The organism is Streptomyces mangrovisoli (assembly GCF_000974985.2).
In the GTDB taxonomy this organism is placed as follows: domain Bacteria; phylum Actinomycetota; class Actinomycetes; order Streptomycetales; family Streptomycetaceae; genus Streptomyces; species Streptomyces mangrovisoli.
On the sequence record NZ_LAVA02000011.1, the window covers coordinates 18,818 to 44,102 of the forward strand.

Consider the following 25,285-nt stretch of genomic DNA (forward strand, 5'->3'; position numbering starts at 1 on the left):
CACGGACAAACTAACCGGGAGCACCAGAACCCCGCCCCTTGAGCCACCTAAATGGGCGAATGCCCCCACCCTCACCCTCCGCCACTACGCGCTGTAAGGTTATGGGCATGGCTGGTACGGACCGCGGCAGCGGAGTGACACGACGCGGTTCCGGAGAGCTGGAGAGCGAGATCCTGGCCGCCCTGTGGGCCACCGAGCAGGCCCTGACCCCGGCGGAGATCCAGGCCGGCCTGGGCGGCGGCCTCGCCTACAACACCGTCCACACCATCCTCAAGCGCCTCTACGACAAGGGCCTCGTCCTGCGCGACGCGGACGGCCGCCGTGGCTGCTACCGCCCCGCGAAGAACGCGGCCGAACTGACCGCGCAGGCCATGCGCAGGGCCCTGGACCGCGACCCCGACCCGGCCTCCGCCCTCGACCGCTTCGTGGCGAGCCTCAGCCCGGAGGAGACACGGATCCTGCGGGGGCTGCTCGACGGGGAGGCGTGAGCCCCGCCTCCGCCCCGATCAACGCTCACGCCACGCTGGCCGCACCTCGGTCGCGGACCCGTCGGCGCAGTTCGACGCGGGCCGCGGGGGCCGACGGGACCCGGCTCCAGTACGGATGCCACCAGAGCCGTACCGACCTGTCATCCCGGACGCGCCGCCGTGACAGCGTGACCCACACTGGGTGCCATGACCCCGGTCCCGATCGCCCGCCACCTGCTCCGCGCCAAGGATCTCGCCGATTCGCGGTACGGCGACGAACTGACGGTGGCGGACATGGCCGCGGCCGCCGCCCTGTCGCCGGCGCACTTCAGCCGCTGCTTCAAGGCCGCGTTCGGGGAGTCCCCGCACCAGTACCTGCTGACGCGCCGCCTGGAGCGGGCCGCGGCGCTGCTGGTCACGACCGACTGGACGGTGGCGGCGATCGGGGTGGCGGTCGGCGCGCAGAGCATCGGCTCGTTCACCACGAGCTTCCGCAGGATGTACGGCACGACCCCGCGGGCGTACCGGGCGGCGCACCCGCCCGCCGCGCGGAACGTGCGCATCCCCCGGTGCGTGGCGATGGCCTACGGCCGGCCGCGGAACCGCACGTTTCGAGAAGACACGGGAGAACCGGCTGCCTAGGTTCGGTGGCAGGGGAAGACCGACCGAGGAGTGGCCATGACGACGATCAGGATCGCCAACGCGCAGTTCTGGGTGCACGACCAGGACGAGGCGCTCGCCTTCTACACCAAGCAGCTCGGCTGGGAGGTGCGGGCTGACGTGACCATGGAGGCATGGAACTTCCGCTGGCTGTGCGTCGGACCGCCCGGCGGCGAAGGGCCGGCCCTCGTGCTGATGCCGGTACCCGGGCAGCCCATGCTCGACGGGGCGAGCAGCGCCCAGCTGTCGGACCTGGTGGCCAAGGGGGCGGGCGGCACCCTGTTCCTGGAGACCGACGACTGCCAGGCCGCCTACGACGAACTGTCCGCGCGCGGCATCGAGTTCAACGACCCGCCGACGGCCCAGCCGTACGGGATCGACACCTCGTTCCGGGATCCGTCGGGCAACAACATCCGGCTCACCCAGGTGCTGGAGTTCGATCCGCGACGGCAGTGACCCCGGCACACTGGCTGCCATGCCTTTGTCCCTGCACCACATCGTCATCGACGCCCACGACCTGCCCGCCCAGGCCCGTTTCTGGGCGGAGGTCCTGGGCTGGCGGATCCTCTCCGAGCGGGAGCGGGAGGTCGTGATCGGCCCGGACGAGACCGCGCCGACGGGCATCTGCTTCATGCCGGTGTCCGACCGCAAGGCCGTCAAGAACCGCCTGCACCTCGATCTGACGTCCGCGGCCGAGGACCGGGAGGCCGAGATCGAGCGCGTCCTCGCGCTCGGCGCCCGCCGGGTGGACGTCGGACAGACCGGCGCCGAGTCGTGGACCGTGCTGGCGGACCCCGAGGGAAACGAGTTCTGCGTGGTCCGCCCCAAGCAAACCCTCATCGCCTGAGGGCCCGCCGCCCGTACCGGCGGTGGGGAGGTCCGGGCGGATCAGTGTCCCGGGACCACGAGGTCGGCCCGCTCCCAGGGGCGGGTCAGCGCCAGATAGTGCTCCTCGGCCAGCCGCCAGCGGGACTCCCAGTCGATCGGGCCGTGGTCGTCGCCCCGCTCGCGCAGGCGGCGCATGGACTCCTCGCGCGGCGTGTCGACGTAGACCACGAGGTCGTAGTGGTCGGCGAGTTCGGGCCGGGCGGTGTACACGCCCTCCACGACGACGACACCGGCGGCCGGGACGGCATGGCTCTCGCCCGGCGCCAGAGCGCCGGTCGGCCAGTCGTAACGCCGGTAGGCGGCGTCGCGCCCGGCCGCCAGCGGGGCGAGCACCTCCTCGCGCAGCCGCTGCCAGTCGAAGTAACGGTGGTAGCCCTCCTCGGGGTTCAGCCCGGCGCGCTCGTCCGGGTCCATCGGGCGGTAGAAGTCGTCGCCGTGCACCACCACGGCACCGCGCAGCTCCACGAGGGCGGCCGCCAGGGTCGACTTGCCGGACCCGCCCATCCCGTCGACCGCGACCAGGACCACCCCCGGACCCTGCCGGGCCTCGACGGCGGCGGCGACCTTCTCGGCGGCGCTTGAGATCATCGTCATGGCGGCATTCTCCTCACAGTCGCGGCCGCGGCAGAAGGGTCACGGACGCGGCGTGCGCAACTCCGCGAGGACGGCGGCGTGGTCGGAGGGCCAGACGCCGTCCACGGGCGCGTCGCCGACGCGGCGGACGGTGCTGACCGAGCCGAGGCCTGCGGGCCCCGGCAGGCCGGTGTGGATGTAGTCGATGCGGGCGCTGGGTCCGAAGCCGGCGGCGACGTACGGGTTGGCCGCGTTCCAGGTCGCCGACGGCTGGGCCGGGTCCGCGTACTCCCACGCGTCGAGGAAGACCTGGCCGGGGACGGCGGGGGCCGTGCGGTAGCCGCCGAACCGCCGTACCTCGTCGGAGTCGGGAAACGCGTTGAAGTCACCCGTGACGACGGGCGGGAAGGCGGTGCCGCGGCTGTGCGCCGTGACGAACTCGGCGAGCGCCACGACCTGCCGGCAGCGCACCGCGGAGCCGTCCACGGCCGAGGTCAGGTGGGTGGTGAAGAACGGCACCTGGTGCGCCGGCGCGTCGATGCGTGCGTAGAGGGCCAGCCGGCCGTCGTCGCCGTCCTCGCGGGCCGGGAGTTCGAGCCGATCGTGCTCCACGATCGGCCAGCGGCTCAGCACGGCGTTGCCGACGTCCACCGCCGCGCCCCCGATCCGGCTCCGCCAGTACTCCGGCGCCCGGGAGGCCGCCCAGGTCCAGTCCATGCCGAGGTCGGACGCGAGCCATTGCGCGAGGTTCTCCCCGTCGGCGGCCCAGACCTCCTGAAGCCCGACGACATCGGGGCGGAGGTCTCTCAGCACGGTCAGGATCGCCTTCCGCCGCTCCTCCCACGGGCCGAAACGCCACCACACGTTCCATGTCAGCACACGCATCGCCGTCGCTCCTCCACTCGATTCGCCCCAACGTCGAGCACCCGGCCGCGCGCCGGCCGTCACTCGATGCCCAGCGGTCCGATCCCCAGGTCCTCGCGCATCGCGTGCCGCATCTGCGCCGTCGCCGTACGGCGCCGCACGATCAGGGGCGCTTCCTCGGCGGAGCCGACCTCGACTCCCCGGGCGTAGGCGTCGCGCAGTGCGCGCAGGCCGTGGAACGCGTCGTTCCCCGCCCGCACGACCTGCGGTGGCCCCACGAGCCAGAGGCGTTCGCTCGCCGTGTAGACGCCGGCGCCGCGCACGGCCTCGCGCACGGCCGCGTCACGGGCGGACGCGGACAGGTGGTCGCCGAGGGCCACGGCCCGGATCTCCTCGCCCGCCTCCTTGAGGGCGGAGACGAACACGGTGTACACCTCGCGCCGCACTTCCACCGCGTGCCTCGCCTCCTCCCGTTGCCAGCGCGTGCGATCGGCGATCAGCGTGGCGGCGATGCCGATGGCGGCACCGGCCAGGGTGGAGAGCAGGGGCATCCAGTCCATGGTCCGCAGCCTTTCCCAAACGGTGCGCCGGCACCAGGGGGCGGGCCGCGGACACGGACCGGACCGGCGTGCGGTGGATCGCCGCGCGGGTGGCTCAGTCGCCGGTGAGGATCACCAGGCGGCCCGTCGCCCTCGTCATCGCCACATAGCGGTCCACCGCGCCCTCGACGCCGTCGCCGAAGCGGTCCGGGTTCACCAGGACGACCAGGTCGAACTCCAGGCCCTTCGACAGTTCGGGGGTGAGGGACCGGACGCGGGGCGTCGGCGCGAAGGCCGGGTCGCCGATCACGCAGGCGATGCCCTCGGCGTGCTCGGCGAGCCAGGCGGCGAGGATCGTGTCGCGCTCGGCGGTGGAGGCCGCCAGGACGCCGACGCCGGTGCTGCGTACGGACGTCGGCACGTTGGCGTCCGGGAGAACCGTGCGGATCACCGGTTCGGCCTCCGTCATGATCTCCTGCGGTGTGCGGTAGTTGATGCTCAGCGTCGACATGGCGATACGGTCGGGGGCCAGACCGATCCGGGTCAGGCGCTCGGGCCAGGCCTCGGTGAAGCCGTGCCGGGCCTGGGCCCGGTCACCGACGATCGTGAAGCTGCGCGACGGGCAGCGCAGCAGCAGCATCTGCCATTCCGCGTCGGTCAGTTCCTGCGCCTCGTCCACGACCACATGCGCGAAGGGGCCCGCCAGCAGGTCGGGTGCGGCCGTCGCCCCCTCCTCCGGGTCGACGAGGGTGTTCTGCAGGTCCTCGCCCCGGAGCATCGACATCAGCATGCCCGTCCAGTCGTCGTCGGTGCGCTGGAGGTTCTCGGTGACCTGGGACCGGTAGGCGCGTTCGACGGCGGCCTCGGCCGCGGCGCGGCGCCTGCGGCGGGAGACCTCCGGGTCGCCGAGGCGGTGCCGGGCCGCGTCGAGCAGGGGCAGGTCGGACACCGTCCAGGCCGCCGGGTCCGCGCGCTGGAGGCGTCGTACGGCGTCGCGGTCCAGCCACGGCGCGCACAGCCGGAGGTAGGCGGGCACCGTCCACAGGTCGCCCACGAGGTCGGCGGCCTCCAGCAGCGGCCACGCCCGGCCGAGCGCGCCCGTCAGCTCCCCGTCCTGGCGCAGCGCCCTGCGGAACTGTCCGGGGGTGAGGGTGCCGCGGTACTGGTCGGCGAGGATCGCCACGAGCTTGTCCCAGATCTGCTCGCGGCACTCGTTGTGCGGGGTGCCCGGCTCCGGCGCGTCGAAGGCCACGGCCCAGTCGCGGGCCGTCAGCCGCAGGTCGGACATGTCGACGGTGACCGTCATCGTGTCGGCGGGCGGTTCCTCGTAGAACCGTACGGCCTTCTCGATCGCCTTCACGAGGTCCGCGGAGGACTTGAGGCGGGCCACCTCGGGGTCGGTCTCCGGGGCCGCCGTGGCCCCCTCGGGGACCAGGTCGCGCAGGATGCAGGTCTGTACGCCCTCCTCGCCGAGGCTGGGCAGCACGTCGGCGACGTAGGACAGGTAGGGGCGGTGCGGGCCGACGAACAGCACGCCGCCGCGGCGGTGGCCGAGGCGCGGGTCGGAGTAGAGGAGGTGGGCGGTGCGGTGCAGGGCGACGACGGTCTTGCCGGTGCCGGGTCCGCCGTCGACGACGAGGGCGCCTCGCGAACCCGCCCGGATGATCGCGTCCTGGTCGGCCTGGATGGTGGCGAGCACGTCCCGCATGCGGGCCGAGCGGCTGGCGCCGAGGCCCGCGATGAACGCGGACTGGTCGTCCAGCGCGGCGCGGCCCTGGAGGCCGTCGGCGGTGAACACCTCGTCCCAGAAGTCGCTGATCCGGCCGCCGGTCCAGCGGTACCGGCGGCGGCTCGCCAGGCCCATCGGGTCCGCGTGGGTGGCGGCGAAGAAGGGTTCGGCGGCCGGCGAGCGCCAGTCGATCAGCAGCCGCCGGCCCTCGCCGTCGGTGAGGCCGAGGCGCCCGATGTACACGGGCTCCGGGTCGCCCTCGCGGATCATGTGGCCGAGGCACAGGTCCAGGCCGAACCGGCGCAGGGTGCGCAGCCGGCCGCCCAGCCGGTGCACCTCGATGTCCCGGTCCATCGCCTGCTGGCCCTCTCCCCCGGGCGCCCTCAGCTCGGCCTCCAGCCGGTCGGTCAGGTCGGCGATCGTCTCCGTCAGGCACTCGGCGACGGCCGCGAAGTGCCGCTCGTCCCAGGCGATCAGGCCCGGCTCCGCCTTGTGGGCGAGGCGCTCGGGAAGGTCGAACACCCCGGTGGTCAGGGGCTCCACGTCATCAGCTCCGTTCTCGGGTCGCACGCGACCGGTCACAGCGGCGGCACCGCGCACGGCTGCGTACCGCGTCGCGCGTCCCCGACCCGCATTTTCGCAGGTCATGGCTCAGGCTGATGATTGTGCGACAGCCGGGGGGCCTTGCCGCAAGCCCCCCGGTGCGCTATACGTTGAGAGTGGCAAGGAGTGGTTTCCCCTCCTTGCCTTCCGTGTGTACGGCCTCGCGTGCGTAGGGCTCGCGTGTCTACGGCCTCTCGTGGTGCTCAGCGCGCGTTCGGCTTGCGGTGCGGCGGCTGGACCGGCGCCGGCAGCGGCTTCGTCGGCGGGATCGCCCGCACCACCGGCCCGGACCCGTCCAGCTCCACCTTCTCCCCGTGGTGGCCGATCGTCAGCTCCGGCCCGTCCAGCAGGGTGTACGACGCCTTGTCCGCCCGGATCTCCACCCGCAGCCTGCTGCCGCACAGCTGGAGGGTGAACGCCAGCCGGCTGAACCGCTCCGGCAGCCGGGGCGCGAACGCGAGGGTCGCGCCGTGCCGGCGCATCCCGCCGAAGCCCGCCACCAGCGCCATCCAGGTACCGGCCAGCGAGGCGATGTGCAGCCCGTCACGGGTGTTGTGCTCCAGGTCCTCCAGATCCATCAGGGCGGCCTCGGACGCATAGTCGTAGGCGAGCGCCAGATGCCCCGCCTGCGCGGCGATGACCGCCTGGCAGCTGGCCGACAGGGAGGAGTCCCGGACGGTCAGCGGCTCGTAGTAGGCGAAGTTGCGGGCGACGTGCTCCTCGTCGAAGTAGCTGTTGCAGGTGTACATCGCGAGCACCAGGTCGGCCTGCTTGACGACCTGCTTGCGGTAGAGGTCGAAGTAGGGGAAGTGCAGCAGCAGCGGGTACTGGTCGGGCCGGGTCCCCTCGAAGTCCCAGCGCTGGTGGCGGGTGGAGCCCGCGTCCTGCTCGTGCACGCCCAGCTCGCTGTTGTACGGGATGTGCATGGCCTCGGCGGCGTCGCGCCAGGCCGCGCTCTCCTCGTCGTCGACGCCCAGCTCCGCCGCCTGCCCCGGATGCCGTTCGACGACGTCCGAGGCGGCCAGCAGGTTCGCCCGCGCCATCAGGTTGGTGTACGTGTTGTCGTCGACGATCGCGCTGTACTCGTCGGGGCCGGTCACCCCGTCGAGGTGGAACGCCCCGTGGTGGTCGTGGTGGCCGAGGGAACGCCACAGCCGCGCGGTCTCCACCAGCAGCTCCACGGCGGTGTCGCGCTCGAAGGCCACATCGCCCGTCGCCGCCACGTAGCGCACCACCGCGTCCGCGATGTCGGCGTTGACGTGGAAGGCGGCCGTGCCCGCGGGCCAGTACGCCGAGCCCTCCGAGCCCTCGATGGTCCGCCACGGGAACGCGGCGCCGCGCAGCCCCAGCTGCGCCGCGCGCTCGCGGGCCACCGGCAGCGTGTTCTGCCGCCAGCGCAGCGCCTCCCGGACGGCGCCCGGCGAGGTGTAGGTCAGCAGCGGCAGGACGTACATCTCGGTGTCCCAGAAGGCGTGCCCGTCGTAGCCGGAGCCGGTCATGCCCTTGGCCGGGATCGCCCGCTCCTCGGCGCGGGCACCGGCCTGGAGCACGTGGAAGAGGGCGAAGCGGACGGCCTGCTGGATCTCCTCGTCGCCGTCGACCTCGACGTCCGCGCGCGCCCAGAAGTCGTCCAGGTACGTCCGCTGCGCGCCGACCAGGCCGTCCCAGCCGTCGTGTGCGGCCGCCGCGAGCGCGGCGTCGACCTGGTCGCTCATCGCGGGCAGCGAGCGGGTGCCGGACCAGCCGTGCGCGACGAGCTTCTCCACCCGCAGCGCCTGCCCGGGCTCCAGTACGGAGGAGACGGTCAGCCGGGCGACGTCGGCGCGGCTCTCGCTGCGGCTCGTGGTGCGGCCGGGGCCGGTGACCACGTGGTCGGCGGCCGCGGCGACCCTGAGCCCGCTGCGCCGGGTCCGGTGCACCAGCCGCAGCCGGTAGCCGTCCGTGTAGTGCTCCTCGGACTCCAGCGGGGACTCCAGCGCCATCGCCGCGCGCGGGTCGCCCACGCTGTCCGGGAGCTGCTCGTTGGCGACGAGTTCCGACTGGATCACCACCCGGGCCCGCTCGTCGACGGCCTCCACCTCGTAGGCGATGGCCGCGATGGCGCGCTGCGCGAGGGAGACCAGGCGGGTCGAGCGCACCCGGATGCGGGAGCCCGCGGGCGAGATCCACTCGCAGGACCGTTCCAGCACGCCCCGGCGCAGGTCCAGGAGCCGCTCGTGGGAGACCAGACGGCCGTAGCGCAGGTCGAACGGCTCGTCGTCGACGAGCAGCCGCAGGATCTTGCCGTTGGTGACGTTGATGGCGGTCTGGCCGGACTCCGGGTAGCCGTAGCCGGCCTCGGCGTACGGCAGCGGGTGCAGCTCGTACACGCCGTTGAGGTAGGAGCCGGGCAGGCCGTGCGGCTCGCCCTCGTCGAGGTTGCCGCGCCAGCCGACATGGCCGTTGGACAGGGCGAACACGGACTCGCTCTGGGCGAGGACGTCGAGGTTCAGCTCCGTCTCGCGCACGCTCCACGGCTCGACGGAGTACGACCGTTGAGTGATCACTCCTTGCCTCCCAGCTCGGCGAGGTCCTGCACGACGACGTCGGCGCCGTGTGCGTACAGCGCGTCGCTCTGGCCCACGCGGTCGAGTCCGACGACGTAACCGAAGTGTCCTGCGCGACCGGCCTCCATGCCCGCCAGGGCGTCCTCGAAGACGGCGGCGCGCGCGGCCGGCACCCCGAGGTCGCGGGCGGCGGCGAGGAAGGTGTCGGGGTGCGGCTTGCCCGGCAGGCCGCGCTCCCGGGCCACGACGCCGTCGATCCGGGTGTCGAAGAGGTGCTCGATCCTGAGGGAGCGCAGCACGTCGAGGGTGTTCGCGCTGGAGGAGACGATCGCCGTCCTCAGGCCCTCGGCCCGGACGGCGTCGAGGTAGCGCAGGGTGCCGTCGTACGCCTCGACCCCGTCGGTGCGGATCCGCTCCAGCAGCAGCACGTTCTTGCGGTTGCCGACGCCGTTCACGGTCGGCGCGTCGGGCGGGTCGTCGGGGGTGCCCTCGGGCAGTTCGATGCCCCGGGAGGCGAGGAAGGTGCGCACGCCGTCGGCGCGGGGGCGGCCGTCGACGTACTCGTCGTAGTCGGCGACGGAGTCGAAGGGGCGGAAGCCGGGACCCTCGCGGTCGCGCAGGAACGCGTCGAACGTCTCCTTCCAGGCGGCCGCGTGGACCACCGCCGTCTTGGTCACGACCCCGTCGAGGTCGAACAGGCAGGCTTGGATGTCGTCGGGCAGACCGAGCTCAGTCATACACAGCACCTTCCCCGAAGGCCGAGGTCCAGTGGGTGTCGAGGGCCACACACGTGAGGTACTTTGCGGGAAAATCACCGTCCGGGCCGGGAGGACGTCGGGGACACGGCCGATCCGTCCCCGCGGACGGATGCCGGACTCGGCTCCGTGCCCCTGCCGCCTGGACGCCGGACTCGGCTCCCTCCCCCTGCCGCCCGGATGTCAGACTCGGGTCCGTGCCGCTGCCGCCCGGATGTCACACTCGGGTCCGTGCCGCTGCCGCCTCCTTCCCACGACGTCCAGGAAGCGCCGTCCTTCGACGCGCTGCTCGCGCGGGCCCGCGCCCTCGCCGGGGGCGGCCGGCGGGCGCTGCTCGGCATCGCGGGCAGCCCCGGCGCCGGAAAGACCACGCTCGCCGAACGGCTCGTGAGCGCCGTGAACGGCGACGGGGACAGGGCTCGGGCGGCGCACGTGCCCATGGACGGCTTCCACCTGGCCGACGTCGAACTGGACCGGCTCGGCCTGCGCCACCGCAAGGGCGCGCCCGAGACCTTCGACGCGGCGGGCTACGCGGCCCTGCTGCGGCGGCTGCGCGACGACGACGGCGACCTCGTGTACGCGCCCGGCTTCGAGCGGGTGCTGGAGCAGCCGATCGCGGGCGCGATCCCGGTGCCGCCGGCCGCCCGGCTCGTCGTGACCGAGGGCAACTACCTGCTGCTCGGGACGGGCGCCTGGAGCCGGGTACGGCCGTGTCTCGACGAGGTGTGGTTCTGCGCCATGGACGAGGACGAGCGGCTACGGCGTCTCGTCGCCCGGCACGAGCGGTTCGGCAAGAGTCACGAGGAGGCCGTGGCCTGGGTGCTCCGCTCCGACCAGCCCAACGCCGACCTGGTGGCGGCGACCCGCGACCGGGCGGACCTGGTGGTGACACCGGGCGAGTGGCTGCTGCCCGCCACGGACTGAATACCGGGTGGGGCAGCCGCGCCCCTCACGTCCCCGCCCGCAGGGCCAGCCGCGGCTCCCCGTGGGCGTCGTCCTCCCCCAGCACCGCAGTGAAGGCCTCCGTCCGGACGGTCAGCCCCGCCGGGCCCTGCTCGAACGCGGGCGCGAACTCCCCGTCGGGGCCGCCGTGTCGCACCGCGAAGACATGCAGTCCGGGCGGGGCGCCCGGCGCCGGTCCCGCTTCGAGGGCCGAGGTGGCGACCACCCGCCGCCAGCCGTCGTCCGGGTCGCCGTGCCCACGCGGATCGGCGGCGAGGGCGAACGCGGCCTGTTCCTGGGTGAGTTCGTCACGGGTGTCGAAGTACGCGGGTCCCGCCGGGCGTGGATGGGTCAGCCGCAGGCCGCCCGCCGAGGTCACCCGGGCCCGTGCCGTGCGCCGCACCCGGTCGCCGTCGTCGGCGGCGTACGGCATCCCGGCCAGCAGGTACGGCGTCCCGGTGAGGCGCTCGACGACGACCGTGATCCACAGGGCCGCGCCGTCGGTGACGTAGAGACTGCGCAGATGGCGCAGCACGCGGTCGCGGTCGACGACGGGCTGAGTGACGAGCTTGGCCGTGAGCGGGCCGGTCCGCAGGTCCCGGACGCGCACCGCGCCCTTGGGGCGGGCCAGCAGAAAGCCGTCCGCGACCGGTCCGAAGCCGGCACGGCGGTCGACGACGGCGGGCAGGAGGTAGGTGCCGCCCGCTTCGACGAGGGCCGGCGTCATCCCGTCGTCGAAGGCCACCGACACGGTGCCCGCGCGGAGTTGGTGGCGTGCGGTGCGCGGCGCGGGGGTGCGGTGCCAGCGGGCGTGGTCCTGGATCTGCCAGACGAGCATGAAGGCGAAGTGCCCGTCGAGACGGCCGTCCGGTCGGGTCGCGTGGCGCGCCCAGCGGGTGTCGCCGCGGTAGCGGCCGAGGTCCGCGCCGATACGTCCGCTGAAGCGGCGCAGTCCGAGCACCGCCTCGAAGCCGCAGTGCTGTTCGCTGTAGCGGGGGCCGCCCCAGTCGTAGCCGCCGCAGCTCAGGCGGGCGTCGAGATAGCGGGCGAGTTCGTCGCCGTCCTCGGCGAACACGTCCTCGCCGCTGACCCGGTGGGCCTGGGCGAGGAACGACAGCGCGATCGGGCCGTAGTTGTTGTCGTACGCGCCGCCGTGCTCGGGCGGCAGCAGGGCGCCCCGGTCGCGCACCCGGTGGGCCCGGACGCGGTCGGCGTACAGGCCGAGCGCGCGCGAGCGTGCCGACGCGCCCTCGTCCGGCGGCAGATGGCGGGCCAGCATCAGTCCGCCGACGACACAGCCGATCGCCTGGTTCGCGGCCGACTGCGGGTTGAAGAAGGTGACTTCGGTGAGCCAGCGCCAGTAGCCGCGGCCCAGCTCCACGAGTCCCGCGCGCTGTTCGGCGTCGATCAGACCGCCCGTTTCCACCATCTCATCCATCTCATCCACGTCGTCGGCCGCGTCGAGGACGTTCACCAGCTGGAGCAGGGCCCATACCGTGCTGGGCCAGTCGCCGAGCGGGTGGGCGCCGGGGCGGAGCCGGTAACGGGCGTGCGCCACACCCGAGTCGCGCATCCGCAGGTTGGGGTAGCCGGGGTTGTCCTCGGTGTACACGCGGCTGCCCAGATGGAAGGCGAGGCTGCGGCGCACCGCCTCGACCAGCCGCGGATCCCGGCCGCGCCGCCAGGCGAGGGCGAGCAGCGAGGTGACGCCGAGCGAGGTGTCGCCGATGTCGTCGACCGCGTCGGGGTGTTCGAGGCTGCCGTCCGGCCCGAGCCGGACGAGGGCCTCCTCGGCGATGTCCGCGAGCACGCGGTCGTAGGCCTCGGGGTGGTCCGCGAGAGCGTGCAGCGGGCCGCGCTGGTACGGGAGATGCATACGAGCGCCCTTCCTGACGGTGGGCCGGACCACCGAAGGGGCCGGGCCGCGGACGAGCCTTCCCGGGTCGGCGGTGGACCCGGATGAGCTCCGGCGGGACCGCGGGTGTCGAGCGGGCGAACTTCAGTCCGTGGCAGGCGAGTTCGTCGCCCTGACGGCCACCCGGTCACCCGCCCCCGAATCCTGTGAACCGTACGCCCCGCGTTCATCCCGGTGACAGGCCGCGGTCGCCGGACCCTCGCCGCCGGGTCACGGCCCGGCCGTAGATCTGCGCTGGTACGCAACGGACGCCACGCCCGCCGCCTCGCCCCTCGCCCGCCACCCGGGGCACGCGGACCCGGAACCGCCCCAGAGAGGCACACCCATGCCGTCGTCAGCCCCGCTTCTCCCCGACACCCCCGCCGCGAGCCGCCGCGGCTTCCTGAGAACCTCGCTCGGCGCCTCGGCGGGCGTCCTCGCCGCGCCGACCCTGGCCGGCTGGCTCGCCGCGGCCGACGCGAAGGCCGCCACCGGGACCCCCGCCACCGGGACGACGGCCGCCGACACCACCGGCTCCGCCGCCGCCTTCGTCGACGACTACCGCACCAACCTGCTCACCAACCTCACCCCCGAGACCAACGCGGTCGTCCGCGTCCTCGGTGGTTTCGCGCAGGTGTGGAAGACCGGGGCCGCCTGGAACACCGGCACCCCCCTGCTCCCCGAACTGCTGCGCGCCAACATGCGCCACTGTGCCCGCGTCACCGCCGCCCGCACCGACGCGCAGGCGAAGGAGGCGTTCGTCTACGACCGCCAGCACCAGAGCTACGCGATGATCGCGGGGCTCGGCCCGCTGGCCGACCTGTACCGGACGGGCGCCCGCGCGGTCACGTCGATCACCTCCGCGCCGGACGGCACCCCCGCCACCACGGTCAGCGACGCCGTACCGGCCGACGCGCCCGCGGGTTCCGCCCTCGGCGCCGGGTCGCACGACTCCGCGCTCGGCAAGGTCGCCGAGCTCGTCGACACCCTGCGCGGGAACTGGGCGTCGGGCAACCCGTCCAAGTACGCCTACCAGTACCCGCGGCCGTGGCGGATGACCGAGCACAGCGAGGTCGTCCCGACCGGTGCGACGGACGCGTACGGCTTCCCGGTCTACGACTCCGCGGTGGCCGTCGCCCCGCAGCTGCTGCGCCAGCGCGCCACCTCCCCCACCGACGACGGCGGCTTCCCCAGCGGCCACACCAACGCCTTCCACCTGGCGGGTCTCGCCTACGCCTACGCGGTCCCGGAGCGCTTCCAGGAGCTGGTGACGCGCGCCCTGGAACTCAGCGACACGCGGATCACCGCGGGCATGCACTCGCCGACGGACGTGATCGGCGGCCGCATCATGGCGACCGCGCTGGCCGCGGCGACCCTCGCCGACCCGGCCAACGCCGACCTCAAGGCGGCGGCGCGCGCTCAGGCGCTGGCCTACTTCACCCAGGCCACCGGCACGAGTGCCGACACTCTCGACGCGTGGGCGCACACCGCGGGGCCGGCCGGCGATCCGTACGCCGACCGCGAGGCCAACGCCCGCGCGGTCGCGCCCCGGCTGACCTACGTGTTCCCGCGCTCCGGCCGCGACGAGCCGCTGACCGTGCCGAAGGGCGCCGAGGTGCTGCTGGAGACCCGTCAGCCCTACCTGGACGCCGCGCAGCGCCGCGCGGTGCTGCGCAGCACGGCCCTGCCGTCCGGGTACGTCCTGCTCGACGGCCCCGAGCAGTGGGGACGGCTCAACCTGTTCGCCGCGGCCGACGGGTACGGCTCCTTCGAGTCCGCCGTCGTCGTCGCGCTCGACGCGGCGGCCGGGGGCTTCGGCGCGGCGGACGGCTGGCGCAACGAATCGACGGGCGCGGCTCCCTCACCAAGCGCGGCACCGGCACCCTCACCCTGACCGGCCGCAACACCTTCACGGGCGGCACCACGGTGGAGGCCGGCACGCTGGTGGCCGCCGCCGCGCACGCGCTGGGCCGCGGCGACGTCCGCGTCACGGGCGGCACCCTGCGTGTCACGGACGGCGTCCGGGTCGACGGCGCCTGGGCGCAGGAGTCCGGGACGCTGGCCGTGGCGGCGGGCACCGGGCGGCGCGCGCCGCTGACCGTGGCGCGGCGGGTGAGCCTCGGCCGGGACGCGGTGCTGTCCCTGGAGCTCGACCCGCACCGCGCGCCGGCCGCGGGCAGCACCCTCCCGGTGATCTCCACCCCCCGGCTGAGCGGCGGGTTCGCCCGCGTCGAGGTGAACTCCGACCGGCTGCGGGCCGTACCGGTGTATACGGCGGAAGGTCTGTCGGTACGACTCCTGAAGCGGTGACGCCCCGCGGGGCGGGAGCGATGCGACAGTGGGGCCATGAGGCGGCCCCGGACCGCTCCCGTCCCGGCCGGTGTCGTCGCGGGGCGGATGATGGCGCGCGAACAGCACACGGTCCTCGACCCGGAGGCGCACCGGCCCGCCCGGCTGCGCGCGACCGCGACCGCGACGGCGGCGGCCCGGTCGCGCCTCGCCGCCGTGCGACGCCTGAGGGGCGCTCCGCACGGCCCGGACGGCGACGGCGACGGCGCCCCACACGGCCCGGACGGCGCTCCGCACGGCCTGGGCGGCAGGCTGCGCCGCGCGTACCGCGCGCTGCGCGGACGGCGGCGGTGGCTGGTGCCGCTGCTGGTGGCCCTGCTGCTCGGGCAGATGGCCGCGGCGATGGTGACGACGGCCGTGGAGCAGACCCCCACCATCGACGAGCCGGTGTACGTCGGCACGGCCGCCGTCTATCTGCACGAGCACAGCCTGCGCTACAACCCCGAGCACCCGCCGCTGGGCAAGCTGGTCGTCGCGGCCGGGGTGGCGCTCGCGCATCCGCACTTCGACGCGTCCTTCACCGGGGACCAGAGTCAGGTGGGGCGGCATCTACTGTACGAGTCCGGCAACGACCCGTGGCGGCTGATGCTGTGGGCGCGGCTGCCGATGATCGTGCTGACGCTGCTGTTCGGGCTGGTGGTGTTCGCGTTCGCCCGGGACCTGGCGGGCGACGTGGGCGCTCTCGTGGCGCTCGCGCTGTACGCCTTCTCGCCGGACGTGATCGCTCAGGGCTCGCTGGCCACGCTCGACGTGCCGGCGGCCGGGTTCCTGCTGACCTCGGCCCGGCTGGTGTGGCGCGGGCGGCGCCGTCCCAGGCGGTGCCTGCCGCTCGCCGGGGCCGCGCTGGGAGCCGCGCTCGCCACGAAGATGAGCAGCCTGCCCGCGGTTCCCGTGCTGCTGGGGCTCGCGGTGGTGTCGGTGTGGAGCGCACGGCGGGGCGGGACGACCGGGCGGGTGAGCGCCGAGGCCGCGGCGGGGCCGATCCCGGCCGAGGCCGCAGCGGGGCCGATCCCGGCCGGGGACCCGGCGCGCACGTCCCCGGCCGGGGACGGGCGGGCGGCGGGGCGGCTCCGGGTCCTGGGCCTGGGGCTGCTGTGGGCGGGCGTCATGGCGGCCGTCGCGGTGGCGGTCGTATGGGCGTCGTATCTCGCGGTCGATCCGCATCTGCGCACGGTGTCCAGCGGGCCGGTGCCCGCCGTGCACGGGCTGCGGGCGCGCATGGTGGACCTGCTGCCCTTCCCCGCGTCCTACCGGGAGGGCATGCGCATCCAGTTCGGGCTGGAGAACTACCCGTGGCAGGGCTATCTGTTCGGGCATCTGTACACCGGCCACCGCTGGTACTACCTGCCGGCCGCGCTGCTGGTGAAGACGCCGCTCGGGATGCTCGCGCTGTGGGCAGCCGGGTCGGTGGCGCTGGTGGCGGTACGGCGGTCGCGGCCCGCGGCGCCGTACGTGCTGCTCCCGGCGGGCGTGCTGCTGGCGGCCGCGATGACCGGCTCGCGGGACTTCGGCACCCGGTACGCGATCTTCCTGCCGATGTTCCTCGCGGTGGCGGCCGGCTGTGTGCTGACGGCGCGTCGGCGGTGGACGGGGCCGGTGACGGGCGCCCTGGTGCTGTTCGTCGCGGTCAGCTCGCTGCTGACGTACCCCTACTATCTGCCGTACTCCAACGAGGCGTTCGGCGGGCCGACGAAGACCCATCTGCGGCTGCACGACTCCAACGTCGACTGGGGCCAGGACCTCGGCAGGCTCGCGGACCGGCTGCACGAGCGCTATCCCGGCGAGCGGGTGTGGCTCGTGTACAAGGGCAGCGGGGTGCCGTCGTACTACGGCATCCACGCGGCGGATCCGCGGACCGCGCCACCGGGCGAGGTGCACGGGCTGCTCGTGGTCTCGGACTCCGCCGTCGCCAAGGCCCGGGGAGAACTCGCCCAGTTGATCCACAGCAGCCGCGCGGTGGACGAGGTGGGGCACTCGATCACGATCTACCGGCGGTGACGGACGCCTCGAACGTCTGCGGGGGCGCTCGCCGTACGTCCTCGCCGTACGTCCTCGCCGTACGTCCCGCGCAAGGTATGTCGGCCGCACGCGAGCCCTGGTCACCGAGGTGCGTGAGCTATGTTGAGTCATCGTGGGAGACAAAGGAAACGCGTCCGTGCCGTCGCCGCAGCAGGCGCGCGCGCAGGCGTCCGCGATCACCTCGGGGAAGACCGCTCCGGAGGCGGAGGCCGCCCCCACGTCGCAGCTCCGTGAGATGTTCGACGGGCCGCACCTCTCACCGGGGCAGCGCCGTATCGCCCAGTACCTGATCGAGCACATCACCGAGGCCGCCTTCCTGTCGATCACCGACCTCGCGGACCGGGTGGGCGTCAGCCAGCCCTCGGTGACGCGGTTCGCCGCCGCCGTGGGCTTCAGCGGCTACCCGGCGCTGCGGGAGAAGCTCCAGGCCATCGCGCTCGGCACGCTCGCGGGCGGCCCCGGTGTCGCCGAGGCCAACCGCAGCAACGAACTCCAGGCCGCCGTCGACGCCGAGATCGCCAATCTGGAGAACCTGCGGCGGGACTTCGCCGATCCGGACCGGGTGATCCGGGTCGGCCGCGAGCTGTCCCAGTCGAGCCCGCTGACCGTGCTCGGCCTGCGCATCTCCGTGACGCTCGCCGAGTACTTCGCCTACGCCGCCCGCCGCATCCACCCCGACGTCCGGCTCATCACCTACGGCGGCAGCGTGGCGTACGACGCCCTGCTCCAGGCCCACGAGGCGGGCGGGACCTGGGTGCTGGCGTTCGGGATGCCGCGCCACCACCACGAGACGCTCACCGCGCTGCGGGTGGCGCGCGGCGCCGGGATGCGGGTCGCGCTCATCACCGACCTCGCCCTCGGCCCGCTGGCCGACGAGGCCGACGTCACCTTCGCCACCGGGACCGGCTCGCGCCTGGTCTTCGACTCCTACGCGGCGCCCAACATGATGGCCGCCGCCCTGCTCCAGGCCATGACGGACGCGGATCCCGAGCGCACCTGGGCCCGGCTGGAGGAGTACGAGCAGCTCGCGGAGCAGCACCAGTTCTTCATGAAGGACTGACGTTCTCGGCCGCGGTTCTCGCGCCCTCACCCTGTGCGCACCCCTCCTCCCACGCTTCTCCCACGCCTTCACACCGCTTACAGAAGCGGATCATTCAGCGTAAATCCCGCATGAATGTTTTCATACGCCTTGCCAATCGAACGGCATATATAAATACTGCTCACGGATCGCCTCCCGACCACCTCGGGCCCGCTCCGCCGCACCTGAAGCACCGCTCGCACACGCCCCAGAAAGCCGACGGACCGCCCATGCGCCCCTCGCACCATCCGCAGCGCAGACGCCGTCCGCCGAGGGGCACCCGCACGGACACCCCCAGCCGCCGTCCCCTACCCACGTCGGCGCCCGGGGTGTTCGCCGGGGCCTCGCCCTGAGCGAGCGCCCCGCTCACGGGCGGTCCCGGCCATCCCCTAGGCCGGGACCGCCCCACGACCCGTCGGACCACCCCCTCGACGCCGCACACCGGAAGCGATGATCATGCAACTGACGACCCCGCGCACCAGCCCCGACTGGCCCTGTCAGGTCAAGGCACCGGGCAGCTACGACTGGGAGCGCTCGGCCACCAAGTGGCTGCGCGAGCTGGTACCGGCCCGCTACGCCAGCTATCCCGCGTTCATCCGCCACCCCGTGCTGCTCGCCCGCCATGCGCAGATCCAGGTGCAGAACGAGATCCGGGTGGCCCGCACCGCGCTCCAGACCGCGCGCGCCGAACTGCCCCGGCTGGGGATGCCCGAATCGGTGATCGAGCACACGATCAAGCTGTACGCCGCCGAGGTGCTCCAGCTCCAGCACATCGCGCGCAGCGTCCGCGCCGTCACCGAGGCGCTGGCGGCTCACGGCGCCGGGCGCTGAGCGGCGGCCCGCCAAGCACTGGGCAACGGCTCGCCGCGCACCTCGCGGCCCTCGCGTCCCGGGTGAAAAAAAGGGGTCGCACAGGGCTCTGATCGGAGCACGCCCGATGTGCGATGCTCATCGCGTGACGAGTGATCCCGCGGCCCCCGCGGAGACCGCCCCCGCCCCCGAGCCGGACGGCGACTCCGAGGCGCTCGAGCTGCTCGGCAAGGCGCTGCTCCGGGCGGACTCGCCGCAGGCCCTCGCGCACTGTCTGCTGGAGCACCTCGCCCCCGCCGTGCGTGCCGACGCCGTACTGCTCTACCGCCGCCCGCCGGCCGGCGGCCTCGCACTGATCGGGCGGGCCGGCGTGGACGGCACGCTCGCCGCGCAGTGGCGCCAGGTGCCGCCGGTGAGCGGGATCGCCGCGTCCGAGGCGCTCGACGCGCACGAGCCACGCTGGCTGGAGCACCTCGACGAGGACCGCAAGCGCTACCACCTCATCACCGACCCCCGACAGCACTGGCGCAGCCGCGCCTGGCTGCCGCTGTCGCTGTCGTCCGGCGACCACGCCTCGGTCGCGCTCGGCGTCCTGCGCGCCTGCGACGGTCCGTTCACCCCGCGCCAGCGGGACTTCCTGCGGGCGGTCGCCCGGCTCTGCGCGGGACGGCTGCGCGCCCTCGACCTGCCGGGCGACGACAAGGCCGACGAGGTGCCCGGGGACGACAAGGCCGACGAGGCGCCCGGCGCCGACAGGGCCGGCGAGGTACCCGGGGACGTACAAGCGGTGTTCGACGCCCTGCCCGGCGCGGTGATCCTGATGACTCCCCTGCGCGCGGAGTCCGGCGAGGTCGAGGACTACCGGATCGACTCCGCGACCGCGCAGGCCGTCGACATCCTCGGCCGCACCGGCCGCGAACTGGTCGGCCTGCGCATTCTGGAGTGCCACCCCACCCTCGCCGGCGAGCCGCTGTGGCGGGGCTGTCTGCACACCCTGGCCACCGGAGAGCCGTACGCGGGCGAGCCGTTCGCGTACCACGAGGTCGTGGACGGGGTGCCGCGGACCGCGACGTACTCGGTGCGGGCCACGCGGCTCGGCGAACGGCTCGTGGTCACGTGGCTCCGCCACGACCACGCGGACCTGCTCGAGCAGCGGCTGTCCGACGTGCAGCGGCTCGCCAACCTCGGCTGGGCCGGCTGGAACCTCGCCACCGGAGAGATCACCTGGTCGCCCCAGGTCTTCACCGTCTTCGACCGCGACCCGGCGGACGGCCCGCTCCCCCTGGAGCGGCTGCCGGAACTGGTGCTGCCCGACGACGCGCCGGCCCTGTCCCGTGCCGTCACCGCGCTGGTGCGCGACGGCAAGCCGTTCGACATGCCGATACGGATCCGGGCGGTCAACGGCGTACGGCATCTGCGGGCCGTCGCCGAGGCGGTGTCCGACGCCACGGGCACGCCGGTCGAGGTGCACGGCTTCGTCCAGAACCTCACCACCCTGCGCCGGGCCGAACTCGCCCTGGTGGAGAGCGAACGCGCGATCCTCACGCAGCACGGCGTGCTCCAGGCCGAACGGGCCCTGGCCGCCCGCCTCCAGCACGCGCTGCTGCCGCTGCCGAGCAGGCCGGTCCGGCTCGCCGGGCTGCGGGTCGAAGTCGCCTACCTGCCCGCCCAGTCGGGCGTCCACGTCGGCGGCGACTGGTTCAGCGCCATAGAACTTCCCTCCGACGAGGCCCTGTTCGTCGTCGGCGACGTCGCGGGACACGGGGTGGACGCGGTCGCCACGATGGCGCAGCTCCGCTTCACCGCCAAGGGCATGGTCATCACCGGGTCCTCGCTGACCGGGGCGCTGGACCGGCTCAACCGGCTGCTGCTGCACTCCCGCGACACCCACGCCACCGCGACCCTCGTCATGGCCCGCTACTCCCCCGCCGAACGGCGGCTGGTGTGGGCCCAGGCCGGCCACCCGCCGCCCTTGCTGCTGCGCCGGGGCCGGGCGCGCTTCCTCGACCGGCCGACGGGGATGCTGCTCGGCGCGTGCGCGGAGCCGCGGTTCAAGGAGGCGGAATGCCTGCTCGAACCCGGTGACCGGGTGCTGCTCTACACCGACGGTCTGGTCGAGCGGCCCGGGGAGGGCCTCGACATCGGGCTCGCGCGCCTGACGGAGGCCGTGGTCGCGGAGCGCGACGCGGGACCGGCCCCGATGGCCGCGCTGCTGTCGGCGCTGCTCGAGGGCGAACGGCGGGACGACGTGTGCGTGCTGGACATCCGGGTGCCGGAGGAGTCCGCGGCAGCCCCGGCCCCGTAGTGCGACGGTGTCCGGGGCCCGCCGTCCCGCTCGGCTGGCGGGCGCGGGGTCCGGGTCCGGCACCGGCACCGGCACCGGATTCAAACCGCCCACGCGGGCGTGGGCCGCGGTCAGGTCGCGTCGAGTGTCGTACGGGACTCCAGCGCCTCGCGGGTGTCGTTGCCGTACACGCCGTTCTCGTCGCCGCGGATGCCGTACCAGAGCTGGAACCGGGCCACGGCCGCGGTGAGTTGGGCGTCGTAGCGGCCGGCGGTGGAGCCGTTCGGGTAGACGTCGGGGATGCGGAGCAGGCGCTGCTCCAGTTCGGTCACCTCCTTGCCGCTGTCGCCCTCGCGCAGGGTGCCGGGGCCGTCGGGGTCGGTGGCCCCGGCCGGTGCGGCCGCCGGCGTGGTGGCCGGGTGCGAGGGCTGGGGGGTGGCGGCCTCGCCGCGGCCGGGCAGCAGCAGCGCGCAACCGAACCCGACGAGGGCCGCGGCGGTGACGGCGACCGCGACGGCGGCGCGGCGCAGTCCGGGTCCGAAGCCGAAGGGCCGGCCCGCCCCGGCGTCCGCGCGGTCGGGCCCGTCGCCGACGGGCGGCAGCTCCTGCGTGTCGTCCTCGAAGTCGTGCGACCGCATCGACGCGCTCAGCGGCGACGACGGACCCGGCCTCGGGCTCGGCCTCGGGCTCGGCCTCGAACTCGGCGACGGCGACGGCCGGGATCGCTCCGGCGCCGCGAACGAGTGCGACGGATCCGGTCCCCGCGGCGCCCCGAACGGCTGGGAGGGGCGGGGCCGTCGCTCCGCCGGCCGGCGGAACGCCTCGGCCATCCGCGGCCGTTCGGACGGCCGGGCCGACGAGGACGGCGGAGCTGGGGGTGCGGCCGCCGCGGGCGGTGGCGCCGGGTCGGAGTCGTCGTACCCGCCCGGCGGCGGCAGGTCCTTCATCAGTTCCGCCAGCGCGTCCGTGCGGCGCGGCCTGATGACGCGGATGGGTTCCAGGACCGGCCGCTCGTGCGGGCGGTCCTGCGGCTGCCCCGGTTCGGCAGGTGTCGGCACTGCGCTCTCCTTCCGTCCCGTGCGGGCGGGCAGGCGGTGACGGGCGTGCGCCGTCTGATACGTGACAGGGGCGCGCCAGGTTCAGCGCCCGTGGGACCGTGCCAGGATGGTGCACTCAGTTCCCTCTCAACTGTGCACTGAGTGCCACTGACCTGGGTGCGGATGCTACGTTCGCGTCCATGAGCTCCAGCAGTGCCGCACAGTCCGCCAAGCCGCCGATGCGCGACGCCCTCGTCGCGGCGGCCTTCCGGCTGTTCCTGGAACGCGGCTACGAGCAGACCACGGTCGACGACATCGTGGCGCTGGCCGGGGTCGGCCGGCGGTCGTTCTTCCGCTACTTCCCCTCCAAGGAGGACGTGGTCTTCCCCGACCACGAGCGCTGCCTCGCGGACATGACCGCCTTCCTGTCCGTGAGCGAGCCGGGCCACGAGCCGGTGCAGCGGGTCTGCGACGCGGCCCGGCTGGTGCTGCGGATGTACGCCGAGAACCCGACGTTCTCCGTGCAGCGCTACCGCCTCACCAAGCAGGTGCCCGGACTGCGCGCGTACGAGCTGTCCGTGGTGTGGCGCTACGAGCGGGCCCTCGCCGACTATCTGCGCGCCCGCTTCGCCGGGCGGCGGGACGGCATCCTGCGGGCCGACGTGATCGCCGCCGCCGTGGTCGCGGCGCACAACAACGCCCTGCGGTCGTGGCTGCGTTCGGACGGCGAGGGCGACGCCGGGACGGCGGTCGACCACGCGCTCGGCTATGTGCAGTCGGCGTTCGGGCAAGACGAGTCGCCGCGGGTCGCGGCGCCGCAGGCGGAGGACGTGGTGGTGGTCGTCGCGCGCCGCGACGCCCCGCTGTGGCGGGTCGTCCAGGAGGTCGAATCGGCCCTGGGCCGCGCCTGAGCGCACCCGCGCGCGGCCTCCCGCAAATTGAGGGTACGCAGTGCCTTTACGCGTGACACCGAGTGCCATACGCTGTCGCTGTGCGCGGTGGCACGGACACCGGGCGCGGGCGTGTCCGCTCCAGGGGACGGCACGCGGGATTCCGGCCGAAGTGCGAGGAGTTGACCAGCGTGTACCACCACTCAGGAACTGCCGCTCATGCGATCGCCGGCTCCGCGACGGGCGTCCTCGACACCGAGGGCTCGAACGGGGCGGCCATCGCCTACCAGCGCTGCACCTGGTGCGGCACCGCCATGTACCACCGCCTGCTGTGTCCGGTCTGCCAGTGCAGCGACCTGCGCACCGAGCGCAGCCAGGGCACGGGCACGGTCCGCCACTCCACCGTGGTGCACCGCAACACCCCTGCCGCGCGCAACGTTTCGCTGATCGAGATGGCCGAGGGGTTCGTCGTCCGGGGCCGGGTGATGGGTCCGCCGATCGGCATCCACAGCGGCGACCGGGTGCGGCTGTCCACCGCGAAGGACCCGGTGCGCGGCGAGCCGGTCTTCCAGCTCGTGGACGAGCCGTTCCGCGCCTGGACCTGACGGTCGCTCAATTCTCTTTCTTCGCAGCCCTGCCGACGCCCCGCAGCGCGCGGCTGCGGCCGCGGAACTCCGCGATCACCTCGTCGCCGCGCCGTACGGTGACGTCGTAGACGCCGTTGCGGCCGTAGCGGGTGCGTTCGGTGGCCTCCGCCGTCAGTACGTCACCCTCGCGGGCCGGGGCGACGAAGTCGATGTCGGCGGCCGCGGCGACGGTGGCCGGGCCATGGCTGTTGCACGCGCAGGCGAAGGCGGCGTCGGCCAGCAGGAAGACATAGCCGCCGTGCGCGGTGCCGTGCCCGTTGACCATCGCGGTCGTCACCGTCATCCGCAACACCGCCCGTCCCGGCCCGAGTTCGAGCGCCTCGACGCCCAACCCGCGGGCCGCCGCGTCGTCCTCGAACATCCGCCGGGCGGCGGCGCGTCCCGCCTCCTCGCCGTCGCCGGTCACGGCGTGAGAGTGATACGGATCCCGACCGTCCCGTCGACGCCGCGGCGCAGCCGGCTGCCGAACAGCGTCAGCCGGCCGACGATGCCGTACTTGCGGGCGATCAGCTGGCGGTAGAGCGCCGCACCGGCCGCGTCACGGATCTCCGCGGTGGCCGGCACCTGCGGGCCGGTGGGGTTGCCGCGCACGTCGCAGGGCCCGACCAGGACGTCGGACCGGTTGCGGATCCGCTTGACCTTCCACGAGTCGGCGACGGTCCACACGCCGAGATGTTCCCCGTCCCCCACCACCCACACCGGGGTGGCGACGGTGGTCCCGTTCTTGCGGTAGGTGGTGACCAGCAGATACTTCCCGTTGGCCAACTGCTCGTGCGGCGACTCGTCCATGACGGCAGTGTAGGCGCGAACCCCCGCCTTCCCTCAGCCCTCACCCCTCGCCCCTTCGACCCTCGACCCCCGACCGTCACCCCTCACCCCTCACCCCTCACCCCTCGACCGATGAGTTTCCCGCCCCGCACCGGTCTGCCTCTGCACCGGAAGAACGTACGAGCTTGCGAGGGGAACATGACCACCGACGCACTACCGCCCGTCGTCGACGAGGCCACCTGGCAGGAGAGGCTCCAGGAACTCCGTGTCCGGGAGAAGGCCGCGACACGGGAACTGGACGCCATCGCGGCCGAGCGCCGCCGTCTGCCGATGGTCGAGCTGCCGGACTACGTCCTGGAGGGCGAGGACGGACCCGTGCGACTGGCGGACGTCTTCGAGGACCGCCGCCAGCTGATCACCTACCACCACATGTGGTTCGAGGGACAGGAGTGGCACTGCCCGGGGTGCACCGGGTTCACCTCCCAGTTCACCCGGCTGGAGTTCCTGGACGCCTACGACGCCCGGTTCGTCGTCGTCACCCAGGGCCCCATCGACGAGGCGCTCGCCTACCGCAGGCGGGTCGGCAACCGGATGACCTGGTACTCCACGGCGAACAGCCCCTTCGGGGCCGATGTCGGCGCCCCGCCCGGCGGCGGTTACGCGGTCAACGTCTTCCTGCGCGACGGCGACACCGTCCACCGCACCTGGCACTCCGACGGCCGCGGCACCGAGCAGCTGAGCCACAGCTTCGCGCTGATCGACCTGCTGCCGTACGGGCGGCAGGAGCAGTGGCAGGACTCCCCCGACGGCTGGCCGCAGTCGCCGACCGGCAGCCGCTGGGCGTCGTCGAAGGACATCGCCGCGGCCTACGGCGAGGGGTCCGGCGCGGACTGACGGCCGACGAGCGGGCGGCCGTCGACCGGGCAGCCGTCGACCGGGCGGC

At 73.8% G+C, this 25,285-nt stretch carries 22 protein-coding genes and 1 pseudogene; 13 read left to right on the forward strand and 10 right to left on the reverse strand.

Annotation, left to right across the window (positions count from 1 at the left end; translation table 11 throughout):
* Positions 1 to 107: 107 nt before the first annotated feature.
* From WN71_RS05015 to WN71_RS05030, 4 genes are all read left to right on the forward strand, one after another.
* A complete protein-coding gene (locus WN71_RS05015; RefSeq protein WP_079177661.1) occupies positions 108 to 488 on the forward strand; it encodes a BlaI/MecI/CopY family transcriptional regulator in 381 nt (126 codons plus the stop codon).
* A gap of 186 nt (positions 489 to 674) precedes the next feature.
* Positions 675 to 1,109: a helix-turn-helix transcriptional regulator gene (locus tag WN71_RS05020; protein ID WP_046587386.1), complete on the forward strand. Its 435-nt coding sequence runs from the start codon at positions 675 to 677 to the stop codon at positions 1,107 to 1,109.
* Between the two features lie 36 nt (positions 1,110 to 1,145).
* On the forward strand, positions 1,146 to 1,583 hold the full coding sequence (locus WN71_RS05025; RefSeq protein ID WP_046587383.1) for a VOC family protein: 438 nt from the start codon (positions 1,146 to 1,148) through the stop codon (positions 1,581 to 1,583).
* A gap of 19 nt (positions 1,584 to 1,602) precedes the next feature.
* Entirely contained in the window at positions 1,603 to 1,974 is a 372-nt protein-coding gene (locus WN71_RS05030; protein ID WP_046587381.1) for a VOC family protein, read from the forward strand.
* A 41-nt stretch (positions 1,975 to 2,015) separates the two neighbouring features.
* On the opposite strand, the gene WN71_RS05035 is transcribed toward WN71_RS05030, so the two are convergent.
* The 6 genes from WN71_RS05035 to WN71_RS05060 all read right to left on the reverse strand — a co-directional run bounded on the left by WN71_RS05035 (position 2,016) and on the right by WN71_RS05060 (position 9,606).
* A complete protein-coding gene (locus tag WN71_RS05035; RefSeq protein WP_079177662.1) occupies positions 2,016 to 2,609 on the reverse strand; it encodes a uridine kinase family protein in 594 nt (197 codons plus the stop codon).
* A 39-nt stretch (positions 2,610 to 2,648) separates the two neighbouring features.
* Positions 2,649 to 3,473 carry an endonuclease/exonuclease/phosphatase family protein gene (locus WN71_RS05040; protein WP_046587378.1) on the reverse strand — a complete coding sequence of 275 codons (825 nt, stop codon included), beginning with the start codon at positions 3,471 to 3,473 and terminating at the stop codon, positions 2,649 to 2,651.
* 59 nt (positions 3,474 to 3,532) lie between these two features.
* On the reverse strand, positions 3,533 to 4,012 hold the full coding sequence (locus tag WN71_RS05045) for a hypothetical protein (protein ID WP_240529561.1): 480 nt from the start codon (positions 4,010 to 4,012) through the stop codon (positions 3,533 to 3,535).
* A 94-nt stretch (positions 4,013 to 4,106) separates the two neighbouring features.
* Positions 4,107 to 6,263, reverse strand: a complete 2,157-nt coding sequence (helR, locus tag WN71_RS05050; protein ID WP_046587374.1) for an RNA polymerase recycling motor ATPase HelR — start codon at positions 6,261 to 6,263, stop codon at positions 4,107 to 4,109.
* Positions 6,264 to 6,526: 263 nt separating this feature from the next.
* On the reverse strand, positions 6,527 to 8,869 hold the full coding sequence (locus WN71_RS05055) for a glycoside hydrolase family 65 protein (RefSeq protein WP_046587372.1): 2,343 nt from the start codon (positions 8,867 to 8,869) through the stop codon (positions 6,527 to 6,529).
* A complete protein-coding gene (locus WN71_RS05060) occupies positions 8,866 to 9,606 on the reverse strand; it encodes a beta-phosphoglucomutase family hydrolase (RefSeq protein ID WP_046587370.1) in 741 nt (246 codons plus the stop codon). Before WN71_RS05060 ends, WN71_RS05055 begins: the two co-directional genes overlap by 4 nt.
* A 249-nt stretch (positions 9,607 to 9,855) precedes the next feature.
* Here WN71_RS05060 and WN71_RS05065 point away from each other — a divergent pair, with 249 nt between their 5' ends.
* A complete protein-coding gene (locus tag WN71_RS05065) occupies positions 9,856 to 10,548 on the forward strand; it encodes a nucleoside/nucleotide kinase family protein (protein WP_240529562.1) in 693 nt (230 codons plus the stop codon).
* A gap of 25 nt (positions 10,549 to 10,573) precedes the next feature.
* Here the strand turns inward: WN71_RS05065 and WN71_RS05070 are convergent, their stop codons facing one another.
* A complete protein-coding gene (locus WN71_RS05070; RefSeq protein WP_046587368.1) occupies positions 10,574 to 12,442 on the reverse strand; it encodes a hypothetical protein in 1,869 nt (622 codons plus the stop codon).
* Between the two features lie 364 nt (positions 12,443 to 12,806).
* Here WN71_RS05070 and WN71_RS05075 point away from each other — a divergent pair.
* The 5 genes and pseudogenes from WN71_RS05075 to WN71_RS05095 all read left to right on the forward strand — a co-directional run bounded on the left by WN71_RS05075 (position 12,807) and on the right by WN71_RS05095 (position 21,021).
* Positions 12,807 to 14,770 (forward strand): annotated as a pseudogene (locus WN71_RS05075) (phosphatase PAP2 family protein).
* A 381-nt stretch (positions 14,771 to 15,151) separates the two neighbouring features.
* Positions 15,152 to 16,807 carry a phospholipid carrier-dependent glycosyltransferase gene (locus WN71_RS05080; RefSeq protein WP_420856456.1) on the forward strand — a complete coding sequence of 552 codons (1,656 nt, stop codon included), beginning with the start codon at positions 15,152 to 15,154 and terminating at the stop codon, positions 16,805 to 16,807.
* 157 nt (positions 16,808 to 16,964) lie between these two features.
* Positions 16,965 to 17,888: a MurR/RpiR family transcriptional regulator gene (locus tag WN71_RS05085; RefSeq protein WP_046587366.1), complete on the forward strand. Its 924-nt coding sequence runs from the start codon at positions 16,965 to 16,967 to the stop codon at positions 17,886 to 17,888.
* Positions 17,889 to 18,356: 468 nt separating this feature from the next.
* A complete protein-coding gene (locus WN71_RS05090; RefSeq protein WP_206300017.1) occupies positions 18,357 to 18,737 on the forward strand; it encodes a hypothetical protein in 381 nt (126 codons plus the stop codon).
* Between the two features lie 124 nt (positions 18,738 to 18,861).
* Positions 18,862 to 21,021, forward strand: a complete 2,160-nt coding sequence (locus WN71_RS05095; RefSeq protein WP_052743079.1) for a PP2C family protein-serine/threonine phosphatase — start codon at positions 18,862 to 18,864, stop codon at positions 21,019 to 21,021.
* 110 nt (positions 21,022 to 21,131) lie between these two features.
* Here WN71_RS05095 and WN71_RS05100 read toward each other — a convergent pair whose 3' ends face one another.
* Positions 21,132 to 21,638, reverse strand: a complete 507-nt coding sequence (locus WN71_RS05100) for a peptidoglycan-binding protein (RefSeq protein WP_420856451.1) — start codon at positions 21,636 to 21,638, stop codon at positions 21,132 to 21,134.
* 599 nt (positions 21,639 to 22,237) lie between these two features.
* On the opposite strand from WN71_RS05100, the gene WN71_RS05105 reads away from it, so the two are divergent.
* Entirely contained in the window at positions 22,238 to 22,948 is a 711-nt protein-coding gene (locus tag WN71_RS05105) for a TetR family transcriptional regulator (RefSeq protein ID WP_046587362.1), read from the forward strand.
* A gap of 170 nt (positions 22,949 to 23,118) precedes the next feature.
* Positions 23,119 to 23,532, forward strand: a complete 414-nt coding sequence (locus WN71_RS05110; RefSeq protein ID WP_046587361.1) for a Zn-ribbon domain-containing OB-fold protein — start codon at positions 23,119 to 23,121, stop codon at positions 23,530 to 23,532.
* A gap of 7 nt (positions 23,533 to 23,539) precedes the next feature.
* Here the strand turns inward: WN71_RS05110 and paaI are convergent, their stop codons facing one another.
* Positions 23,540 to 23,935 carry a hydroxyphenylacetyl-CoA thioesterase PaaI gene (gene paaI / locus WN71_RS05115; protein ID WP_046587427.1) on the reverse strand — a complete coding sequence of 132 codons (396 nt, stop codon included), beginning with the start codon at positions 23,933 to 23,935 and terminating at the stop codon, positions 23,540 to 23,542.
* Positions 23,936 to 23,976: 41 nt separating this feature from the next.
* Entirely contained in the window at positions 23,977 to 24,363 is a 387-nt protein-coding gene (locus WN71_RS05120) for a PPOX class F420-dependent oxidoreductase (protein ID WP_046587360.1), read from the reverse strand.
* A gap of 177 nt (positions 24,364 to 24,540) precedes the next feature.
* Between WN71_RS05120 and WN71_RS05125 the strand changes: the two genes are divergently transcribed.
* Positions 24,541 to 25,236: a DUF899 domain-containing protein gene (locus WN71_RS05125; RefSeq protein WP_046587358.1), complete on the forward strand. Its 696-nt coding sequence runs from the start codon at positions 24,541 to 24,543 to the stop codon at positions 25,234 to 25,236.
* Positions 25,237 to 25,285 lie beyond the last annotated feature (49 nt).

Coding starts and splice junctions, on each gene's coding strand:
- WN71_RS05030 (WP_046587381.1), top strand. CDS start 1,603: ATGCCTTTGTCCCTGCACCACATCGTCATCGACGCCCACGACCTGCCC.
- WN71_RS05120 (WP_046587360.1), bottom strand. CDS start 24,363: ATGGACGAGTCGCCGCACGAGCAGTTGGCCAACGGGAAGTATCTGCTG.
- WN71_RS05035 (WP_079177662.1), bottom strand. CDS start 2,609: ATGACGATGATCTCAAGCGCCGCCGAGAAGGTCGCCGCCGCCGTCGAG.
- WN71_RS05125 (WP_046587358.1), top strand. CDS start 24,541: ATGACCACCGACGCACTACCGCCCGTCGTCGACGAGGCCACCTGGCAG.
- WN71_RS05105 (WP_046587362.1), top strand. CDS start 22,238: ATGAGCTCCAGCAGTGCCGCACAGTCCGCCAAGCCGCCGATGCGCGAC.
- WN71_RS05090 (WP_206300017.1), top strand. CDS start 18,357: ATGATCATGCAACTGACGACCCCGCGCACCAGCCCCGACTGGCCCTGT.
- WN71_RS05060 (WP_046587370.1), bottom strand. CDS start 9,606: ATGACTGAGCTCGGTCTGCCCGACGACATCCAAGCCTGCCTGTTCGAC.
- WN71_RS05045 (WP_240529561.1), bottom strand. CDS start 4,012: ATGGACTGGATGCCCCTGCTCTCCACCCTGGCCGGTGCCGCCATCGGC.
- WN71_RS05070 (WP_046587368.1), bottom strand. CDS start 12,442: ATGCATCTCCCGTACCAGCGCGGCCCGCTGCACGCTCTCGCGGACCAC.
- WN71_RS05025 (WP_046587383.1), top strand. CDS start 1,146: ATGACGACGATCAGGATCGCCAACGCGCAGTTCTGGGTGCACGACCAG.
- WN71_RS05080 (WP_420856456.1), top strand. CDS start 15,152: ATGGTGACGACGGCCGTGGAGCAGACCCCCACCATCGACGAGCCGGTG.
- WN71_RS05040 (WP_046587378.1), bottom strand. CDS start 3,473: ATGCGTGTGCTGACATGGAACGTGTGGTGGCGTTTCGGCCCGTGGGAG.
- WN71_RS05100 (WP_420856451.1), bottom strand. CDS start 21,638: ATGCGGTCGCACGACTTCGAGGACGACACGCAGGAGCTGCCGCCCGTC.
- WN71_RS05015 (WP_079177661.1), top strand. CDS start 108: ATGGCTGGTACGGACCGCGGCAGCGGAGTGACACGACGCGGTTCCGGA.
- WN71_RS05020 (WP_046587386.1), top strand. CDS start 675: ATGACCCCGGTCCCGATCGCCCGCCACCTGCTCCGCGCCAAGGATCTC.
- paaI (WP_046587427.1), bottom strand. CDS start 23,935: ATGTTCGAGGACGACGCGGCGGCCCGCGGGTTGGGCGTCGAGGCGCTC.